The 20,129-nt window shown below is 63.8% G+C and carries 9 protein-coding genes; all 9 read left to right on the top strand.

Annotated features, from left to right (window positions below):
* The first annotated feature begins 34 nt into the window (after window positions 1-34).
* The 9 genes from I6F17_RS07000 (at window position 35) to I6F17_RS06960 (ending at window position 20,128) form a co-directional block, all read left to right on the top strand.
* The gene (locus I6F17_RS07000) at window positions 35-2,353 is read left to right on the top strand and encodes a bifunctional salicylyl-CoA 5-hydroxylase/oxidoreductase (RefSeq protein ID WP_225131154.1); all 2,319 of its coding nucleotides are present in this window, start codon (window positions 35-37) and stop codon (window positions 2,351-2,353) included.
* A 16-nt stretch (window positions 2,354-2,369) separates the two neighbouring features.
* The gene (locus I6F17_RS06995) at window positions 2,370-3,548 is read left to right on the top strand and encodes an acyl-CoA dehydrogenase family protein (RefSeq protein ID WP_225131151.1); all 1,179 of its coding nucleotides are present in this window, start codon (window positions 2,370-2,372) and stop codon (window positions 3,546-3,548) included.
* Window positions 3,549-3,566: 18 nt separating this feature from the next.
* Window positions 3,567-3,998, top strand: coding sequence for a RidA family protein (locus I6F17_RS06990; RefSeq protein WP_225131149.1), 432 nt, complete (start codon window positions 3,567-3,569; stop codon window positions 3,996-3,998).
* Window positions 3,999-4,240: 242 nt separating this feature from the next.
* A complete protein-coding gene (locus tag I6F17_RS06985) occupies window positions 4,241-5,389 on the top strand; it encodes an amidohydrolase (RefSeq protein ID WP_225131147.1) in 1,149 nt (382 codons plus the stop codon).
* Window positions 5,390-5,638: 249 nt separating this feature from the next.
* Window positions 5,639-8,014, top strand: coding sequence for a TonB-dependent receptor (locus I6F17_RS06980; protein WP_225131145.1), 2,376 nt, complete (start codon window positions 5,639-5,641; stop codon window positions 8,012-8,014).
* Between the two features lie 362 nt (window positions 8,015-8,376).
* Window positions 8,377-8,607, top strand: coding sequence for an MbtH family protein (locus tag I6F17_RS06975; RefSeq protein WP_036034523.1), 231 nt, complete (start codon window positions 8,377-8,379; stop codon window positions 8,605-8,607).
* 21 nt (window positions 8,608-8,628) lie between these two features.
* Window positions 8,629-9,384: an alpha/beta fold hydrolase gene (locus tag I6F17_RS06970; RefSeq protein WP_225131144.1), complete on the top strand. Its 756-nt coding sequence runs from the start codon at window positions 8,629-8,631 to the stop codon at window positions 9,382-9,384.
* Window positions 9,353-10,321 carry a TauD/TfdA family dioxygenase gene (locus I6F17_RS06965; protein ID WP_225131143.1) on the top strand — a complete coding sequence of 323 codons (969 nt, stop codon included), beginning with the start codon at window positions 9,353-9,355 and terminating at the stop codon, window positions 10,319-10,321. Before I6F17_RS06970 ends, I6F17_RS06965 begins: the two co-directional genes overlap by 32 nt.
* A 75-nt stretch (window positions 10,322-10,396) precedes the next feature.
* A complete protein-coding gene (locus I6F17_RS06960) occupies window positions 10,397-20,128 on the top strand; it encodes a non-ribosomal peptide synthetase (RefSeq protein WP_225131142.1) in 9,732 nt (3,243 codons plus the stop codon).
* Window position 20,129 lies beyond the last annotated feature (1 nt).

Here is a 20,129-nt window from a genome sequence, read left to right as displayed (position 1 = left end):
GAGAGCTCGGCGCAACGCGCGAAAGCGAGGGATCATGCGCATAGTCTGTATCGGCGGCGGGCCGGCCGGCCTCTATCTGGGCCTCCTGATGAAGCGTCGGCATCCAGAACATGTCATCACGGTCGTCGAGCGCAACAAGCCCTACGATACGTTTGGCTGGGGGGTGGTGTTCTCCGATGCCATGATGTCTGCGATGCGCCTTGCCGACCCCGAGAGCGCGGCCGAGATCGAAGACGCCTTCAATCACTGGGACGACATCGAGCTGGTCTTCAAGGGGACGCGGCAGCGCACGACCGGCCACGGCTTCATCGGCATTGGTCGCAAGCATCTGCTCAACATTCTCCAGAGGCGCTGCGAGGCTCTGGGTGTCGAGCTCGCCTTCGAGCGTGAGGTGGAGTCCGATCTTGAATTCCCCGACGCCGACCTGATCGTGGCCACCGACGGTGTGAATTCCAGGATTCGCGCCCGCTATGCCGAACAGTTCCAGCCGGACATGGTGATCCGGCCGAACCGCTACATCTGGCTCGGCACCAAGAAGGCGTTCGACGCCTTCACGTTCGATTTTCAGAGGACCGAGCACGGCTGGTTCCAGGCACACATTTACAAGTTCGACGCGGAGACCTCGACCTTCATCGTCGAGACCACGGAAGAGACCTACAATGCTCACGGGCTGGGCGAGCTTGATCAGCAAGGGTCGATCGACTTCTGCGAGAAGATCTTCGCCGAGACGCTCGACGGTGCGAAGCTCTTGACCAACGCCCGCCATCTGCGCGGCTCGGCCTGGCTCAATTTCAGCCGCCTGATCTGCGGCAAATGGAGCGTGTTCAACGGCCGCTCCCATGTCGTGCTGATGGGGGACGCCGCGCACACCGCGCATTTCGCCATCGGATCGGGCACCAAGCTCGCGCTCGACGACGCCATCGAGCTCGCCAATCAGTTCGATCGCCATGGTCACGGTCGCGAGGGCATCCCGACCGTGCTGGAGGCCTACGAGGAAGTGCGCCGCGTCGACGTAGCGCGCATCCAGAACGCCGCGCGGAATGCCATGGAATGGTTCGAGGTGGTCGGCCGGCGCTATGCCGATACGCTCGAACCGCCGCAATTCTTCTATTCGATGCTGACGCGTTCGCAGCGTATCAGCCATGAAAACCTGCGCCTGCGCGACCGTGCCTGGTTGGAAGGATTCGAGCGATGGTTTGCCGCGCGCTCGGGCATCGCCGTCGAGGACGGCGAACGGGTACCGCCGCCGATGCTGACGCCGCACCGCGTGCGCGGCCTCACGCTGGCGAACCGCATCATGGTCTCGCCGATGGCGATGTATTCGGCGAGGGACGGGCTCATCAACGACTTCCACATCGCCCACCTCGGAGCGCGCGCCATGGGCGGCGCCGCGTTGATCTTTGCCGAGATGACCTGCGTCTCACCGGATGCCAGGATTACGCCGGGCTGTCTCGGGCTCTGGAATGATGAGCAAGCGGCACAATGGCGCCGGCTGGTCGATCTGGTGCATAGCCTCGGGCACGCCAAGGTCGGCCTCCAGCTCGGCCATGCCGGGCGGAAGGGATCGACCCGGCTCGCCTGGGAGGGGATTGACCAGCCGCTGGCTTCAGGCAATTGGCCGCTGATCTCGGCTTCCGCGCTGCCCTATCTCCCTCACAGCCAGTTGCCGCGCGAAATGAACCGCGACGACATGGACTGCGTCCGCGACGATTTCGTCGCCGCAACGCGCCGTGCTGCCGACGCCGGTGTCGATTGGCTCGAGCTTCATTGCGCCCATGGCTATTTGCTGTCGAGCTTCCTCTCGCCGCTGACCAACCGGCGGACGGACGAATATGGCGGCAACCACGAAAATCGTGCGCGCTTTCCGCTGGAGGTGTTCAGGGCGATGCGCGCAACGTGGCCATCCGATCGGCCGATGTCGGTGCGGCTGTCCTGCCATGACTGGACCGAAGGCGGCAACACGCCGGCCGACGCCGCGATCTTCGCTGCGATGTTCAAGGAGGCGGGAGCAGACGTAATCGATTGCTCCTCGGGACAGGTCTGGAAGGAGGAACGGCCGGTCTACGGCCGCCTGTTCCAGACGCCATTCGCCGATCTGATCCGCAACGAAGTCGGCATCGAGACGATTGCAGTCGGTGCGATCTCCGAGGCCGATCACGCCAACTCGATTCTCGCGGCCGGCCGCGCGGATCTCTGCGCGATTGCGCGGCCGCATCTCGCCGACCCGGCCTGGACGCTGCACGAAGCCGCGCGCATCGGCATCACAGCGGTCAACTGGCCGAAGCAATATCTATCCGCCAAGGGACAATACGAAGCCAATCTGGCGCGTGCCGCTGCCGTGGCCGCGCAGTGAGCGAAGGAGGGATCGGATGAACTCCGTGGTAAAGATGATCCGGCGCGAATGGCTGGACTGGCCGTTCTTCGAGCCCCGCCATCTTGCAATCGGCGAGGCGCTCGATCGCTTCGTGCAGTCGGGAGCCCTCGACAAGATCGATCATAGTGATGTTGATGGTGCCTGTCGCAAGCTTGTGCGCGCGATGGGCGCGGCGGGGTTGCTCGATTGCGCGGTCGCGGCGCCCGATGGCGATGCGACGTCGATCGATTCCCGCTCGATCTGCCTGTCGCGCGAGTCGCTGGCCTATGCCGATGGCCTCGCCGATTTTGCTTTCGCCATGCAGGGGCTTGGCTCCGGAGCGATTGCACTGGGTGGCTCGGCGGAGCTGCGCAAGGCCGTGCTGCCGAAGGTGCGTTCCGGCGAATGGCTCGCGGCCTTCGCGCTCTCCGAGAAGGAGGCGGGGTCGGACGTCGCGGCGATGTCCTGCACGGCGCGGGCCGACGGCGACAACTACGTCATCGACGGCGAGAAGACCTGGATCTCGAACGGCGGCATTGCCGACGTCTATACGCTGTTTGCGCGAACGGGCGAGGCGCCGGGCGCCCGCGGCATTTCGGCCTTCGTCGTCTTTCCGGATGATCCCGGTTTTAGCATTGCCGAGCGCATCGACGTCATCGCGCCACACCCGCTGGCGACGTTGCGCTTTACTAATTGCCGGATTCCCGCGAGCCGTAGGCTCGGCGCGCCCGGGGGCGGGTTCAAGCTCGCGATGCAGACGTTGGATATTTTCCGCGCATCGGTCGCCGCCGCAGCCCTCGGCTTTGCCCGTCGCGCGCTCGACGAGGCATTGTCGCATGCCCGCAGCCGAAACATGTTCGGTGCGACGCTGGGGGATCTTCAACTGACCCAGGCCGCGCTCGGCGACATGGCGACCGACACCGACGCGGCGGCGCTGCTGACCTACCGCGCGGCCTGGCGCCGCGATGTCCAGAAGCTTCCGACGACGCGCGAAGCCGCCATGGCGAAGCTGACCGCCACCGAGACCGCGCAGCGCGTCATCGACCGTGCCGTCCAGATGTTCGGCGGCCGCGGCGTGCGCAAGGGAGAGGTCGTCGAAAGTCTCTACCGCGAAATCCGCGCGCTGCGCATCTACGAGGGCGCGACCGAGGTCCAGAAATTGATTGTCGCACGCGAGCTGTTGAAGCCGCGCTGAGGGGATTGAGAGCTACGCATGAGCACGATCAGCAAGCCGGAAGTTCCCGCGACGCGTGGTCTGCAACTGCTTCAGCCCAGCGGCTGGCCGCAGCCGAACGGGTATGCGAACGGTGTCATGGCTGAAGGACGACTCATCGTGACGGGTGGTGTGGTCGGTTGGGACGCAGCCGGGCGATTTGCCGACGGACTCGTTGCGCAGGTCCGCCAGACGCTCGAAAACATCGTCGCGATCCTGGCAGAGGGGGGCGCGCGGCCGGACCATCTCGTGCGCCTGACCTGGTACGTCGTGGATATGGACGAATATGTGTCGAACCTGAAGGCGCTCGGCAAAGTCTATCGCGAGGTCATTGGCACCCATTACCCCAGCATGGCGCTGGTGCAGATCGTGCGTCTCGTCGAGCCATCCTCGCGTGTCGAGATCGAGGCGACGGCCGTCGTGCCGCGCTGACGAAGGCGTCGGCCGCAGGCTCGCGGCGAGACCGCGACGATGGAAAGCTCTCCACGGTGCCCGTGTCGGATTGGAGCGAGAGCTTAATATCGTCAAATCCATCAAGGGCGGCGAGTGCACGATGTGTGTGCACCGGGAGATCCAGAAATCTATCGACGGCAAATCTGAGCGGTGGTGCTCGTAAGCGCAATCGATCGTCACTAGATGATGTGCATCAACAGGCATTCGCCGCGAGAAACCCAATGGTCCTGACCGAGAATGATCTGAACGACTTGGTGGCATGGCGACGCCATCTTCACGCCGAGCCGGAACTGTCGGGGCAAGAGGCAAAAACCGCGGAAGCCGTCCGAGCCCGCCTTCGGGCGGCGGGTGCCGACAGGATCGTTTCGGGCCTCGGTGGTCACGGCGTGCTTGGAATCTATGATGGACGTGAGTCTGGCCCGACGATCATGCTTCGGGCCGAACTGGATGCACTGCCGATCCAGGAAAAATCAGAACTCAAGCATCGATCACTGGCAGCAGGAAAGGCCCATCTCTGCGGTCATGATGGTCATATGGCAATTCTGGCGGCCGTAGCGCAAAATCTGAGCCGGCAACGTCCAAGCCGAGGTCGCGTAGCGCTCCTGTTTCAGCCGGCCGAGGAGGACGGGTCCGGTGCGGCCGCCGTTCTGGCCGACGCGAAGTTTGAGCAGGTGCGGCCCGACTTTGTCTTCGCGCTGCATAACCTTCCCGGGCTCGGTCTTGGACAGGTCTCCCTTGCCGAGGGCTTGGTGAATTGCGCCTCGCAAGGAATGCAGATCAGATTATCAGGACAAACCACGCACGCGTCGAATCCGGAGCTCGGTATCTCCCCGAAAGACGCGCTCGCCAAGCTTCTGCTGAAGATTCCCGCGCTTGGGCACGGCACGGAGCTGGACGACGACTTCTCGATGCTGACGGTCACCCACGCAAGACTTGGGGAGCCTGCGTTCGGTATCGCGCCGGGCTTCGGCGAGTTGTGGGCGACACTGAGAACATGCACCGACGTGATGATGGAACGGCTCCGCCTGGAGGCGGAAGACTTGGTTCGACGCGTGACGGCCGGTGAGGGGCTGAGCACGGAAATCGCTTATCGCGACGTCTTCAATCATTGCGCAAACGACGCCCATGCTGTTGCCCATCTCAGAAGTGCGCTGGACGCAGAGGGGGTGCGACATTCTGCTGAGGGCCTCCCACTGCGTGGCTCGGAGGACTTCGGACGTTTTGGCTCCCGTTCGAAGTCGGCGATGTTCTTCCTGGGAGCCGGCAAAGAGCATCCCGGGCTGCACGAATCGAACTACGACTTTCCGGATCAGTTGATCGAAATTGGTGCAAGAATATTCATGCGCACGATACGCAACCTGCTTGGCTAAATCGAGAATTCCGGACGGAGTGACAGCGTATCGCCTGCATGTCACACGTTGGATCGGCGATTAGAACGATTTGAAACTAGAAGCTTTCGAAATTTTGCAGTGAAGTTCGAAACAGGAAATCGCTTTTCCGATCACGACGGTTTCGTCGTGCAACCTTAGATAATTTCTAGGTCCCAATTCCTTCTCGCAGCACCGTCGTATGTTAGGAAGCGACGGGGACGTGCTTGCAAGTGGAATTGGGGCGCAGGAATGACGCGTGAACTCTCGGCCAGGAAAATCGTGCGTACACTATCGTTAGGCGCGGTGAGTTATCTCGCGCTGTCGATGGAATCTTCGGGTGACCTTCAGGATGCGGTTGCGCAATCCAATCTGCCGCCCGTGACTGTGGATGCCCCCAAGCCGAGAGTTCGCCAGCCGGTCCAGAGATCACAGTCGATACGCGCCTCCCGAGGACAGCGATCCGTCGCCGCGGCGGCTCCGCGCCAGGCTGCACCCGTTCCCTATGTGGTGCCTTCGACCGGTACGGTCGGCACGGTGCCGCCCGCCTACGCAGGCGGCCAGGTCGCAACCGGCGGCAGTCTCGGTCTGCTCGGCAATCGCGGCGTGATGAACACGCCGTTCAACCAGACGAGCTATACGGCGGAGTTGATACAGAACCAGCAAGCGCGCACGATTCGAGATGTTCTGGCGAATGATCCCTCGGTTCGCGTCGTCCAGGCGGCGGGCGGGGGCGCGGACGGTCTGTTCATACGCGGCTTTTACTATGACAGCGGCGATTATGGGCTGAACGGCCTCTACGGAATTGCTCCATACTATTCTTCGGGCGCAAATTTCGTGGAGCGTGTCGAAGTCCTGAAAGGGCCGAGCGCATTGCTCAATGGCATGACGGCCGGCGGTACTGGCGTTGCGAGCGGCGGTGCAGTTGGTGGAAGCGTCAATCTGATCACCAAGCATGCACCCGACTTCGATATTACCCAGCTTACGGCAACTTACGCTTCAAGGTCGCAGTTTGGCGGGATCGTTGATGTCAGTCGCCGCTATGGGGAACACAAGGAGTGGGGTGTTCGGCTCAACAGCACTTACTCGAACGGCAACACCCCTTGGAACCGACAGACCGATGAGTTTGGAAACGCGGTTCTGGGCCTCGATTACCGCGGAGAACGCGTACGCGCGGCGGTCGATATCGGTTACCAGGCTGACAACCTGAATCCGCCGTTGCGCTTCTTCAATGTCCCGGCCACGACTACGGTTATTCCTCCGCCACCAAAAGCCGGACTGAATTTCCAGGTTCCCTGGGCCTATTATGCGCCGACCGACTTCTTTACCACAGCCCGAGGCGAGGTGGATGTGACCGACTGGATGACCGCCTATGGAGCGTTCGGTTATCACGACAGCAACATCAACTACGCCTATCCCTCGCCGAACATCTCCAATGTCGCGCCCGGCGCATTGACATCTCCACCCGGCGTCTCCCAGTTGGGGGGCTTGTGGTCGCGGCCGTTTGCCGGAAAGGAAACGTTCGAGACGCTCGCAGGTGAGGCTGGTATCCGAGCAACGTTTGACACCGGTCCCGTAAACCATGCGCTGAACGTCAACTACTCGATCAACGACCGGACCTACAATCAGAGGGTTTTGACGCGGTCGAGCAATGCTCTCGCGGATCTGATTTTCTGGAACCTGTACACAGAACCGACCAACATAGCGAAGCCCAATTTCTCGACAGTATCTGCCAATCAGAAGACGGGCGTGACCCTTTCGAGCGTCGGCGCCTCCGACACTATGTCGATTCTGAACAATCGCGTTCAAGTCACGCTTGGCGTTCGTCGTCAGACCGCGGGCTCGGAAGTAACGAACTTCCTCACGCCAGCCTCAAGCCGACCACAGCAGGACACGTCGGTCTGGAGCCCGGCATATGCAGTTCTGGTGAAGCCCGTCGAGAACGTCGCGCTCTACGCAAACTACATCGAAGGCCTCCAGACGCCCGTCGTCGTTTCCGGCAACTTTAGCAACGTCGGGACCGTATTCCCGCCGGCGCAGACGAAACAGGCTGAAGCAGGCATGAAGATCGATGCAGGGCGCTTCACGACGACGCTGAGCGTGTTCGACATAAGCCAACCGAGCATTATCTCAGTGGCGTCGGGCGTCTCAGCGTCTCAGCAACTCAACGGCAGACAGAGAAACCGCGGCGTGGAACTCAACGTGTTCGGCGAGATCACGCCCGACATCCGTGTTCTTGGCGGTGTCGCCTTGATCGACGGGGTGCAGGAGAGAACTCAAGGGGGGCTCACCGACGGAAGGACGGCAGTTGGTGTGCCCGTCGTCAACGTCAATATGGGCGCGGAATGGGATACGCCGTTTGTTCGTGGTCTCACGTTCACGAGCAGGGTCATCTATACCGGCTCGCAGTACGTCAACGCCGCGAATACGCTGACTTTGCCGGAGTGGACGCGCGTCGATATCGGGGCGCGATATACATTCACGTCGCCCTGGAACGGAAAGCCGATCGTGGTGCGTGCCAACGTCGAAAATGTGGGCAACAAGGCGTATTGGGCTTCGGCCTATAATGGCGTCATCACGCTTGGCGCGCCTCGGACCTATCTGGTGTCTACCACCTTCAATTTCTAGGCGTTCTTCCTGGAAGCCGGAGTTTGTGCCGCCGCGGTCGGTCCGCGGCGGCATTGGCTTGTCATGAGCCGTTCAATGCAGTTGATGACAGTACGATGAAACGCCGCCCGCAATAGAACCGGCGATCATATCGCATCGGAAATGTTCCTCCCTATGCAGTTAGAATTGCAGCAATCTGCGACGTGTTCTGAAATCCCAATATTTTCCCGCATGTTGGCGCGCAAGCGCGGAGGTTGCATTGTGTCCGTGCGTCGCCAGTTTTGAGGTCTTAAAAAAAGTCGCGCCGATATTGCTTTGACCCTCGTCGGCTTCTGACCTAGTCAAACGTCTCTGCTTTCGCTTTCCGAAAAGGGGATCGCGCCATGATGGTGTTCGACAGAGACGACGTCACCTTCACCGTCGTCGTCAATCACGAAGAGCAATACTCCATCTGGCCGACGTTCAAGGAGATTCCGGCCGGCTGGAAGGCAGTGGGGAAGACCGGCAGCAAGAAGGAATGCCTCGACCACATCGAGCAGGTGTGGACCGACATGCGTCCGCTCAGCTTGCGCAAGTTCATGGACGACGACGCGGCGTCTCAGCAGTCGTCTTAGGCGGCGGTGCCAGGTCTTCCGATGCGGCTTCTTTGTCTGCCTTATTCCGGCGGCAGTGCAATGTTCTATGCGCGGTGGCGCAGGGTGCTGCCGTCGTGGATCGACGTTCGGCCGGTTGAATGGCCAGGGCGCGGCGCGCGCATGGACGAGCCGCTGTCGACTGATCCGCGTGAATTAGTGGCCCAGCTTGCTGGTGAACTTGGTGCGCAGCTCGATGGTCCTTACGCGTTGTTCGGACACAGCCTGGGTGCCGTAATTGCGTTCGAGCTCGCACATGGCCTGCTCGATCGCGGAGTACCTGCGCCGGCCATTCTCTTCGCCTCGGGTGCGGAAGCGCCGGCGGTTCGGGACGGCAGCAAGTGGCGCCATCCTCTAAGCGACGAAGCGCTGATGCGGGAGTTGCGTAATCTTCAGGGCACGCCCGACGAGGCGCTGTCGAATGCCGAGCTGATGCGATCCGCGCTGCCGGTGCTCCGCGCCGACTTTCTGATGTGCGGGGCCTATGCCTACCGGCCGCGGCGTCCATTGACGTGCCCGGTACACGTTTTTGGCGGAGCGGACGACGAGACCGGCCGCGAAGCGCTCGAGGCCTGGCGGCAGGAGACCTCGGCGTCATTCACGCTCGACATCCTGCCGGGGCATCACTTCTTCATTCACACAGAGCAGGCCGAGCTGATCGACCGGATCGGCTGGGCGCTGGCCCGGCAATCGGGGCGATCGATTGCTTCGCATCGGAGCGAGGATCATGAGCGCGTTCTCCGTCCAGCCACTCATTGAGGGCAAGGCTCTTCCCATGCTGCTTAGGGCAGGCGAGGCCGGGCAGCCGCTCGGCGAATCCCTTCCCATGCTGCGTGCAACGATCGACCGGTACCTCACCGACAGCGGCGGCATCGTGTTTCGCGATTTCTCGCTCGATGGTCCCGATGCGTTTCGAGCCTTCGCGGCCGATTTCGGCCACCCGCTGCTGACCTACGAGTTCGGGTCGACGCCGCGTTCGCAGGTGGCCTCGGGCGTCTACACGTCCACGGAGTATCCACCGCACCAGCATATCCCGCTGCATAACGAGCAGGCCTATAGCCGCGATTGGCCGATGAAGATCTGGTTCTACTGCATGCAGCCGGCGCTGGAAGGCGGCGAGACACCGATCGCCGACAGCCGCGCCATCTATCGCGACATGCCGCCGGCCATTCGCGAGCGGTTCGCCGACAAGGGCGTGATGTATGTGCGGAACTACGGCAACGGGCTCGACGTCGATTGGCAGCAGGTGTTCGGCACCGACTCCAGATCGGAGGTGGAAGCATACTGCGCTCGCCACGACATCGAATGCGAGTGGAAGGAACATGGCGAGCTCCGTACGCGCCAGGTCTGTCAGGGCACGGCGCAGCACCCGGTCACCGGTGACTGGGTCTGGTTCAACCAGGCGCATTTGTTCCACGTCTCCAATCTCGAGCCGGAGGTGCGCGAGAGTCTGCTCGACGTGGTCGAGGACGAAGCCGATCTGCCGCGCAACGTCTTCTATGGCGACGGTTCGACGATCGAGGACGAAACATTGTCAACGGTCCGGACCGTTCTGGAGAGGCACAAGATCAGCTTTCCCTGGCAGGCTGGGGACGTCGTGATGCTCGACAACATGCTGACCGCGCACGCGCGTGCCCCATTCAAGGGGCCGCGCAAGGTGATCGTCGCCATGGCTGAAGCTCATCGGCAGGGGTGATCGGCAAGAGTGATCGGCGGCACGTCTCATTTGGGCGGTGGGGATTTCCGGCGCGGCCGGACAGGAATTCGAGACATGGACAGATCCAACCTCGTCGAGCGCTTGCGAGAGCACGCTGCCTTGCGACCGGAGAAGGTGGCTTTGCGGTTCCTCGAAGGCGACGACGTTGCCGATGAGCTGACGTTCGCCGCGCTCGACGCTCGGATCAGGGCACTTGCGGCGTGGTTGCAGCAGATGGGCGGGGCAGGCGAACGGGCGGTGATTCTGCTTCCGAGCGGGATCAACTATGCCGTCGCATTCTACGCCTGTCTGTATTCGGGCGTGATCGCCGTGCCGGCCTATTCGCCTGAGAGCGGCCCCGAGCGCTATGCAGGACGACTCAACGGCATCCTGCGGGATGCCGCGCCTCGCTTCATCCTGGTGGAGATGGGGCTGCGCGGTCTCATCGAAGCTGCATTGCCCGAGCTCGCTGACGTGGAGATCGTTGCGGTGGACACGATTTCGGCCGATCTCGCGGCGGACTGGTGCGAGACGAGGCCTGCCGCCGATGGGATCGCGTTCCTCCAGTACACATCCGGCTCGACCTCGCAGCCGAAGGGCGTTTGCGTCTCTCACGGCAATCTGGCGGCCAACGAGCGTGCCATCGAAGCGGTTTGTGGTGGAACGCCGGACGATGTCTTTGTCAGCTGGCTGCCGCTCTATCACGACATGGGACTGATCGGCGGACTCCTGAATCCGTTGTTCACGGGCTTTACCGGCGTCCTGACGTCGCCGCGGAATTTCCTTGAGCGGCCGCGTCGCTGGCTCGAGGCCATCGACCGTCACGGTGGCACGATGAGCGGGGGCCCCGACTTCGCGTACTCACTATGCGCCGACCGCATTTCGGATGAGACCATCAGTGGTTTGGATCTAAGCCGGTGGAGGTTTGCGTTCTCGGGGTCGGAGTTTGTCCGCCGAACCACTTTCGAGAAATTTGGCCACCGGTTTGCGCGGGCCGGGTTCGATCGACGGGCGTTGACGGCTTGCTATGGACTTGCGGAGGCGACGCTGCTGGTCACGGCCGGCGATATCACCGCCGAGACCGTCAGCTACACGCTCGACACCGCGGAGCTCGCCGCCGGCCGCATCGCGAGCGCCAGCGAAGGCACGGACCTCGTGGCATGTGGTCGAACTGCTGCTGGTCACGCCGTGCGCATCATGCGTATCGACGGCTCCGTCGAGGCCGAGGCGAATGAGGTCGGCGAGATCTGGGCCGCGGGTCCCAGCGTCGCGCATGGATATTGGAACAATGCCCAGGCCACACATCAGGCCTTCGTCGAGCGGGATGGCGTGCGTTGGCTGCGGACCGGCGACATCGGCTTCCTTCGCGACGGCGCACTCGTGGTGGCCGGTCGTCTCAAGGACCTGCTGATCGTTCGCGGGCAGAACGTCTATCCGACGGACGTTGAGCAGGCGGTCGAAGCCGAGGTCGAATCCGTCCGCAGCGGACGGGTTGCCGCCTTTCCCGTCGAGGTCGACGGGCGTGAGGCCATCGGAGTGGCGGCGGAGTTCAGCCGGGCCGTGCTCAAGCGCAGCAACCCGGAAGCGCTCGCACATGCGATCGGCGAAGCCGTCCTCCGGCAGGCGCAAGAATATCCGGCCGTGATCGCTCTGCTGAATCCGCAAGCGCTGCCGCTGACGACGAGCGGCAAGCTGCAGCGGTCGGCCTGCGCAACGCGTCTCGCCGACAACACGCTCGACAGCTTCGCGGTGTTCGAGAGAGGGCGTCGCCGCGGCACTGCATTCCTGACGGTGCCGGCGACTGATACCGAGCGCGCCGTCGCTGCGATGTGGTGCGAGGCGCTTGGCGTCGCGGCGGTGCATCGTGAGGACGATTTCTTTGTGCTGGGCGGAAACTCGATCGCGGCTGGCCAAGTCGCCGCGGCGGTCCGCGACCGCCTGGACGTGGAAGTGGAGCTGCGCACTTTCTTCGACGCGCCGGCGCTCGCGGCCTTCGCTGGCCGGATCGATGTCCTGGCGGGCACCGGTGCTGGCCGGGCGCTCCCGCCGATCCCGTGGGCGGCCGCGGCCGATCGCACGATGCTGTCGCACGCGCAGGAGCGGCTCTGGTTCCTCTGGAACATGGATCCGGCGGGGACAGCCTATACCGTTGCAAGCATGGTCCGTCTGCGGGGCCAGCTCGATCGTACAGTGCTTTCGCGCGCTTTCATCGAGATCGTCCGTCGTCACGAGATATTGCGCACCACGTTCATCGCCAGGGACGGCCGCGGAACGCAGCTCATCCACGATGTCATGAGCATCGGCGTCCGGCACGAGGATCTCCGCGCCTATTCTGTGCGGGAGCGCTCCGAGCGCGCGGAGACGGTCAGGCGATCCGAGCTCGGCAAGCCGTTCGATCTCGTGAACGGGCCATTGTTGCGCGCCGTGCTGCTTCAATTCGCGGACGATGCACATGAACTGCTGCTGCTGGCCCATCACATCATCGTCGATGGCTGGTCGCTCGATGTGTTGCTCGAAGAGCTGGCCGCTCTCTATCGAGCCGGTACCGGTCAGGGTAGAGGCGTGCCGCCGGTTCCGGCAATTCAATATGCTGATTTTGCGGCCTGGCAGCGAAGCTGGCTTGCGGGCGGCGAGGGCGATCGGCAGCTCGCCTATTGGCGCGCCAAGCTCGGCGATGTTCACCCGGTGCTGGCGCTGCCGCATGATCGGCCGCGCCCGACGATCCAGAGCCATGCCGGCGATACGATCGGTCTGGCCATCGACGCCGTGCTTGCGTGCCGGCTCCGGGAGATCGCCGGCAAGCAGCGCGTCAGCGTCTTCATGCTGCTGCTCGGCGCATACTACGCGCTGCTCCAGCGCTACACCGGGCAGAGTGATTTGCGTGTCGGCGTGCCGGTCGCCGGGCGCCGGCATACGCAGCTCGAACGACTGATCGGATGTTTCGTCAACACGTTGGTGCTGCGGGCTGAGATTGCCGCCGAAGCGAGCTTTACGAGCCTGCTGCAGCAGGTCAGGGAATCGGTGGTCGAGGCGTTGGCACACCAGGATCTTCCGTTCGAAATGCTGGTCGACGGCCTCAAGCCCGAACGCAGCGGTGGGCAAAATCCCCTGTTCCAGGCGAAGTTCAACTACATGACGGCGCCGGGCGGTTTCTCCGGTGTCGAGGGGCTCGCTGCCAACATCGACATTGTCGATCTCGCTGGTTCGCATTTCGATCTCGCCCTCGACGTCATCGATGGCGTCGGCATGAAGGTCACGTTCAACTACGCCACCGATCTGTTCGATCGTCCGACTATCGCGCGATTGGCGACGCAATTCGGTTCGATGCTGCGCCAGATTGCCGACAATGCCGAGCGGCGGATATCGGACTTCGTCATCGACGACGGACACCGGCAGACCGTGCCTCGTGAGGCTGCGGCGTTCGACTTCGCCGATGTGATGAGCCTTCATCGCGCGGCGACCGCGGATCGACAGACCGCCATCGCCATTCGATGCGGCCGGGAGCAATTGACCTTTGCGGCGCTCGAGCAGCGGTCAAACCGTATCGCGCACGCCCTCGTCGCCAAGGGCTTGGCACGCGAGACACCGGTTGCGCTGTGGATCGAGCGCTCGCCGGCCTTTGTCGTTGCCTTGCTCGCTGTGCTGAAGGCGGGCGGCTCTTATGTCCCGCTCGATCCGAAATGGCCGTTGGAGCGCGTCCGACGTATCCTGACCGACGGCGGCATCGACATCATGCTTGCGGCAGGCGACAAATTGGCGGATGCGCGCGAGCTGGACTGCCTGGTGCTCGACGCGGAGGCGGAAGCGGCGCGCGTCGAGGTATCGAGCCTGCCGCTCGACACGACCATTCACCCGGCGCAGACCGCTTACGTCATCTATACCTCCGGATCGACCGGCGCGCCTAAGGGCGTCAGCGTCTCGCACGGGGCCTTGGCCAATTATGTCCAGGCTCTGCTGCAACGTCTGAAGCCGCGCCCGTCGGCGAGCATGGCGATGGTTTCGACGGTGGCGGCCGACCTCGGCCACACTGTCCTGTTCGGTGCGCTCGCATCCGGCGGCACGCTGCATCTGCTGTCACCGGAGGCTGTATTCGACGCGGATGCGTTTGCACAAGCGATGCGCGAGGGCGAGGTCGACATTCTCAAGATCGTGCCGAGCCATCTGCGAGGGCTGCTTCAGGCCTCGCACTCGGCCGATCTGCTCCCCCACGACGCGCTCGTCCTGGGCGGGGAGGCGTGCGATGGCGCGCTGCTGGACGACGTCCGGCGTTTGCGGCCGGAATGCCGGATCCTGAATCACTACGGGCCCACCGAAACGACCGTCGGTGCGGTGACGCATGAGTGCGCGGCAGGCCGCGGGGACGGTTCGGTTCCGATCGGTCTGCCTCTTGCCAATCTGCGCGTCCATGTCCTCGATGACGCCTTGAACGAGGTGCCGATCGGAGTCGTTGGCGAGCTCTATGTCGGCGGCGCCGGTTTGGCGCGGGGCTATCGCGGCGCGGCGGGCCTGACCGCGGAACGTTTCGTGCCGGATCCGTTCGGCGACGCGGGCGAGCGCCTCTACCGAACCGGGGATCGTGTCCGCTGCGACCGGGAGGGCCGGCTGATATTCCTGGGTCGTACTGATGACCAGATCAAGTTGCGCGGCTATCGCATCGAGTTGGGCGAGGTCGCGCGCGTTATCAAGGCGCTGCAGGGAATCGGTGACGCGGTGGTCGTTTCACGCGCCATCGGTGAAAGTGAGCGCCAGGAGCTGATCGCCTATTGCGTGGCTGAGAGCGGCGCCGCTCCACAGGCCGATGCGATCAAGCAACAGCTGGCTGCAATCGTGCCGGACTATATGGTTCCGTCACACATCGTCATGTTGGCGCAATTGCCGCTGACGCCCAATGGAAAGGTCGATCGTCGCGCCTTGCCCGAACCGGCCGAAGAGGGGGCGTCGGCCGGCTATGCCGCGCCTGCGGGGGATATTGAAATTGCCATCGCGGCGGTCTGGTGCGAGGTGCTCGTTCGCGAGCGCGTCGGCCGTAATGACAATTTCTTCGAACTCGGCGGCGATTCGATTCTGAGCCTGCAGATCATCGCCCGCTTGCGCAAGCGTGGCATCCGGCTTACTCCGAAGCAGATCTTCAGCCAGCAGACGATTGCCGGGTTGGCGACGGTCGCCGTGATATCGGCGGGGACGACCAAGAAGGAGAGACCGGCGGCGAAGGCGTCAGTCGGCGACACCGCATCTGGCATGCCCCATCTGATGCCGATTCAGACGCGCTTCTTCGCCGAGGACATTGCCAACCGGGATCACTGGAACCAGGCGGTTCTGCTGCTGCCCCGTATGCAGGTCGATTGGGAGACGCTGCGGCGCGCGCTTGCGGCCATCTCGAACCATCACGATGCGCTGCGTTTGCGGTTCAGGCAGGTGGATGGCGCCTGGCGGGCGGAGCAGGGCCCGGCACCGGCGTCATCCGAACTGTTATGGATTCACGCGGGCGTCGGCGGCGCGACGCACATCACGGCGCTCGCCCGTGCCGCGCAGGAAAGCCTCTCACTGTCTTCCGGACCGCTGCTGCGCGCGGTCGGCATGGACCTGGCGGATGGTAGCCAACGCTTGCTGCTTGCGATCCATCATCTCGTCGTCGATGGCGTGTCCTGGCGTATCCTGCTGGAAGACCTGGCGTTGGCCTATGACCAGCTGCAGCGTGGCAGTCCCGTCGCGCTGCCGCCGAAGAGCGACTCCTTTGCCTTGTGGAGCGAGCGGCTGCATGCCTATGCGGGAACGGCGGAGATCGCGGCCGAATTGCCGTATTGGCTGGATCGTGGCGCCGGCGCGCGCCTGCCATGCAACGACGACCATGGCGATGTCGATCGCGTCGGTGATGGCGGCGAGGTGTCCTTGGTGTTCGATGCCGGCCTGACGTCACAGCTGCTCGAACAGGCGCCGGCTGCCTATCGGACCCAGGTCAACGATCTCCTGCTCGCCGCTCTCGTGCGCGCGGTGTCGCGCTGGAGCCAGCACGACGAGATCACCGTGGAGCTCGAAGGCCACGGCCGCGAGGAGATCTTCCCGGATGCAGATGTGTCCCGCACCGTCGGCTGGTTCACGACGGCCTTCCCGGTCCGCCTGAAAGATGCAGGCGACGAGGCGTCGCTGATCAAGGCGGTCAAGGAGACGCTTCGCGCGATTCCGAACCGCGGGATCGGCTATGGCGTGCTGCGCCATCTCGGCTCCGAGCAGCAACGCCATGCTCTGGCGCAATTGGCGGAGCCTCAGATCGTCTTCAACTATCTGGGCCGCTTCGACGCCAACATAGGCACCAACCAGCGCTTCTCCTTCGCAGCGGAGAGCGCAGGTCCCTCGCGTAGCGCCGCGGCGCCCATGCGCGGCTGGCTGAACATTACTGGCCTCGTGCGTGACGGCCGATTGGAACTATCTCTCGGGTACGGACGCAAGCGCTACCGGCACGCGACAGTCGAGCGGCTCGCCGCACATTACAAAGACGCACTGCGCGAACTGATCACCCACTGCTGCAATGGAGCGTTCGGCCTCACGCCATCGGATGTCCGGCTGTCTGGGCTCGCTCAAGCCGACCTCGACCGGTTGGCTGCGAACCTGGATCTGCGCGGCATCGAGGACATCTATCCGCTCTCGCCGATGCAACAGGGCATGCTGTTTCATGCGCTGCGCGACGGTGCCAACGACGCCTATGTGAATCAGGTCGGGCTCGAGCTGTTCGGCGTCGATGCCGGCAAGCTGAAAGCCGCGTGGCAGATGGTCAGCGACCGGCATGCGGCCCTGCGGACCGGGTTTGTCTGGCAGAACCTGTCGGGCGCAGCGCAGCAGGTGGTGCATCGCCAAGTGACGGTGCCGTTCGTCGAGGAGGATTGGCGCGGCAGCGCGCCTGCGGATCTGCAAGCCGAGCTGGCGGAGATATCCCGGCGTGAGCGCGCGATGGGCTTCGACATTTCGCGGCCGCCGATTCAGCGTATCCGTCTGATCCGTCTCGACGACGACAGGCATTGGCTGATCTGGACCCATCATCACATCTTCGTCGATGGTTGGAGCTCGGCCCGGCTAGTGGCCGAGGTGTTGCAGCAGGCGAGCGGCCGCCCGCTGCCGGCCGTGCAGGGCGGCTATCGCGACTACATTGCATGGTTGCAGGGCCGCGATCGCGAGAGCGCCGAGAGGTTCTGGCGCGAGGCTTTGGCAGGGCTCGAAACGCCCACATTGCTCGCGAACACACTGGCGTCCCCCAAGATATCCCTGACCGAAGGCCATGCCAGCGCCGGGCTTGCGGTGGACGCGGCATTGACCGAGCGGCTGAAGTCCTTTGCCAGGCATGAACGGGTGACGCTCAATACGCTCATCCAGGGCGCGTGGGCACAGCTGCTGCGGCGTCATTCAGGGCAGTCCGCGGTCTCTTTCGGCGTGACCATCTCGGGCCGTCCGGCCGAATTGCCCGGCGCGGAGGAGATGGTGGGCCTCTTCATCAACACGCTTCCCATCGTCGACGCGACCAGCCCACAAGCGTTCGTGGGCGATTGGCTGCGCCAGCTGCAGGAACAGAATTTGGCGATGCGTGAGCACGGTTGGACGCCGCTCTATGACATTCAGCGCCTCGCCGGCCATGCCGGGCAGCCGCTGTTCGACAGCATCCTGGTGTTCGAAAACTATCCGATCGACGAGGGAGTGCTGCGAGGCGGGGAAGGTGGTCCGCGGCTGGGACGTGTGGCGCATGTGACGCCGACGAGCTATGCGCTGGCGGTCGCGGTGTTCGCTGCAGGCGATCGGCTGAACATTGAATTCAACTATGACCAGTGCCGGTTCGACGAGGCGGCGATCCTGCGCCTTCGCGACATTCTCCGCGGCCTGCTGGAACGGATCGCGGCGAATGCGGAACGTGCGCTCGGTGCTCTCTCTGCGGCCGGCGAGCAGGACGCGCGACGAGCTCTCGAATGGAGTGGCGCAGCGCGGCTGACCTCCGCATCATCCTGCGCCGACGTCGTGATGCATATCGAAGCGCAGGCCGCGCAGGCGCGGTCTGCCATTGCCATCGTCTGCGGCGACCAGCGCATCTCCTACGGCGAGTTGAGCGCGCGTGCGAACGCGCTCGCACGACGCCTTCGCCTCTGGAACGTCGGTCCGGATCGGCTGGTCGGCATTGCCTTGAGCCGAAGCCCGGACATGATCATCGCGCTGCTCGCGGTTTTGAAGGCCGGCGGCGCCTATCTGCCGCTCGATCCGGATTATCCGGCCGAGCGTCTTGCCTACATGCTGCGTGACGGCGGCGCGGCGCTGGTCCTGACGCAAGGCGCGCTGCTCGAGCCGCTTGCACCGGTGCTGCGCGAAGCCGGGGTCGAGGCGCTCTGCATCGACGAGCCATCGCCGCGCGCCGGCGAGGACGGCGGGAACCTCGACATCGAAATCCATCCGGACAGCCTGGCCTATGTCATCTACACGTCCGGGTCGACCGGCGCGCCGAAAGGCGTGGCGGTTGCGCGCGGGCCGCTGGCGATGCATTGCGAAGCCATCGGCCGGCTGTACCGCATGACCTCGCATGACCGCGAGTTCCAGACGGCATCGATCAATTTCGACATCGCCCACGAGCGATGGCTGGTGCCGCTGATGACGGGCGGTTCGCTCGTCCTGCCTTCGAAGCCCGGTCTTCTGATTGACGATCTCGTCAGCGAGATGACCCGCAATGCGGTGACCTCGATCTTCCTGCCGCCGGCCTATGCGGACCAATTGAGCGCGGCATTGCGGCAGGGCGGGCGCAGGCTGGCGATCAGGGCCTGTATCGTCGGCGGCGAAGCGTGGTCCGATACCGGGGTCAGGGCATTTCGCGAGGCCGTCGATTTCGATCTTCTGGTCAACGCCTACGGCCCGACCGAGACGGTGATCGCGCCGACGGCGTGGATCGTCGACGCCGCCGCGTTGACACCTCGCCAACCCGCACCGATCGGACGGCCCGTCGGTGCGAGGTCGGCGCACATTCTCGATTCCGACCTCAATATCGTTCCCGTCGGCGTCACCGGCGAGCTGTTCATCGGTGGTGTTGGCCAGGCCCGCGGCTATCTGAACCGGGCTGCACTGACCGCGGAGCGGTTCGTCCCCGATCCGTTCAGCGTCGATGGCACGCGCCTCTATCGCACCGGCGATCTCGCGCGCTGGCGCGACGACGGCGTGATTGAATATGTCGGCCGCGCCGACCAGCAGGTGAAGATCCGCGGCTTCCGTATCGAGCTCGGAGAGATCGAGGCGCGTCTGCTCGAGCAGCGTGGCGTGCGTGCCGCGGCCGTTGTGGCGGGCGAAGGCCGGACCGGGCGCCAATTGTTCGCCTATGCGAGTGGCGGGCCGTCGCTCGACGGCCGCGCCTTGCGTGATGCACTGTCCGCCGTTCTGCCTGACTACATGGTGCCGTCGTCGGTGACGGTGCTGGAGCAGCTGCCGCTCACCCCCAACGGCAAGATCGATCGGCGTGCACTGCCGGCGCCGGGCAAGGATGCGTTGGCGCGTCGCACCTACGAGGCACCCGAGGACGAGATCGAGCTTGCGCTGGCCGGGATCTGGGCGGAGCTGCTCGACGTCGATCAGGTCGGACGCAACGATCACTTCTTCGAGCTCGGCGGACATTCCTTGCTCGCCGTGCGGGTGCTGAGCCGGGTGTCGCAGGAGATCGGCGTGTCAATCGCGGTCTCGGATCTGTTCGCTCATCCCGATCTTGCCTCATTTGCCCGGGTCGTGTCGATCAGGCTCATCGAGCAAGAATTCGATGCCGAAGAGCTCCAGGAACTGGTGGGAACGGAGCAGTGAG

Source organism: Bradyrhizobium sp. NBAIM18, from assembly GCF_020193825.1.
Classification (GTDB): Bacteria; Pseudomonadota; Alphaproteobacteria; order Rhizobiales; family Xanthobacteraceae; genus Bradyrhizobium; species Bradyrhizobium yuanmingense.
Note: the sequence above shows the minus strand (reverse complement) of the source record. Positions and strands in the feature narration are given on the sequence as shown.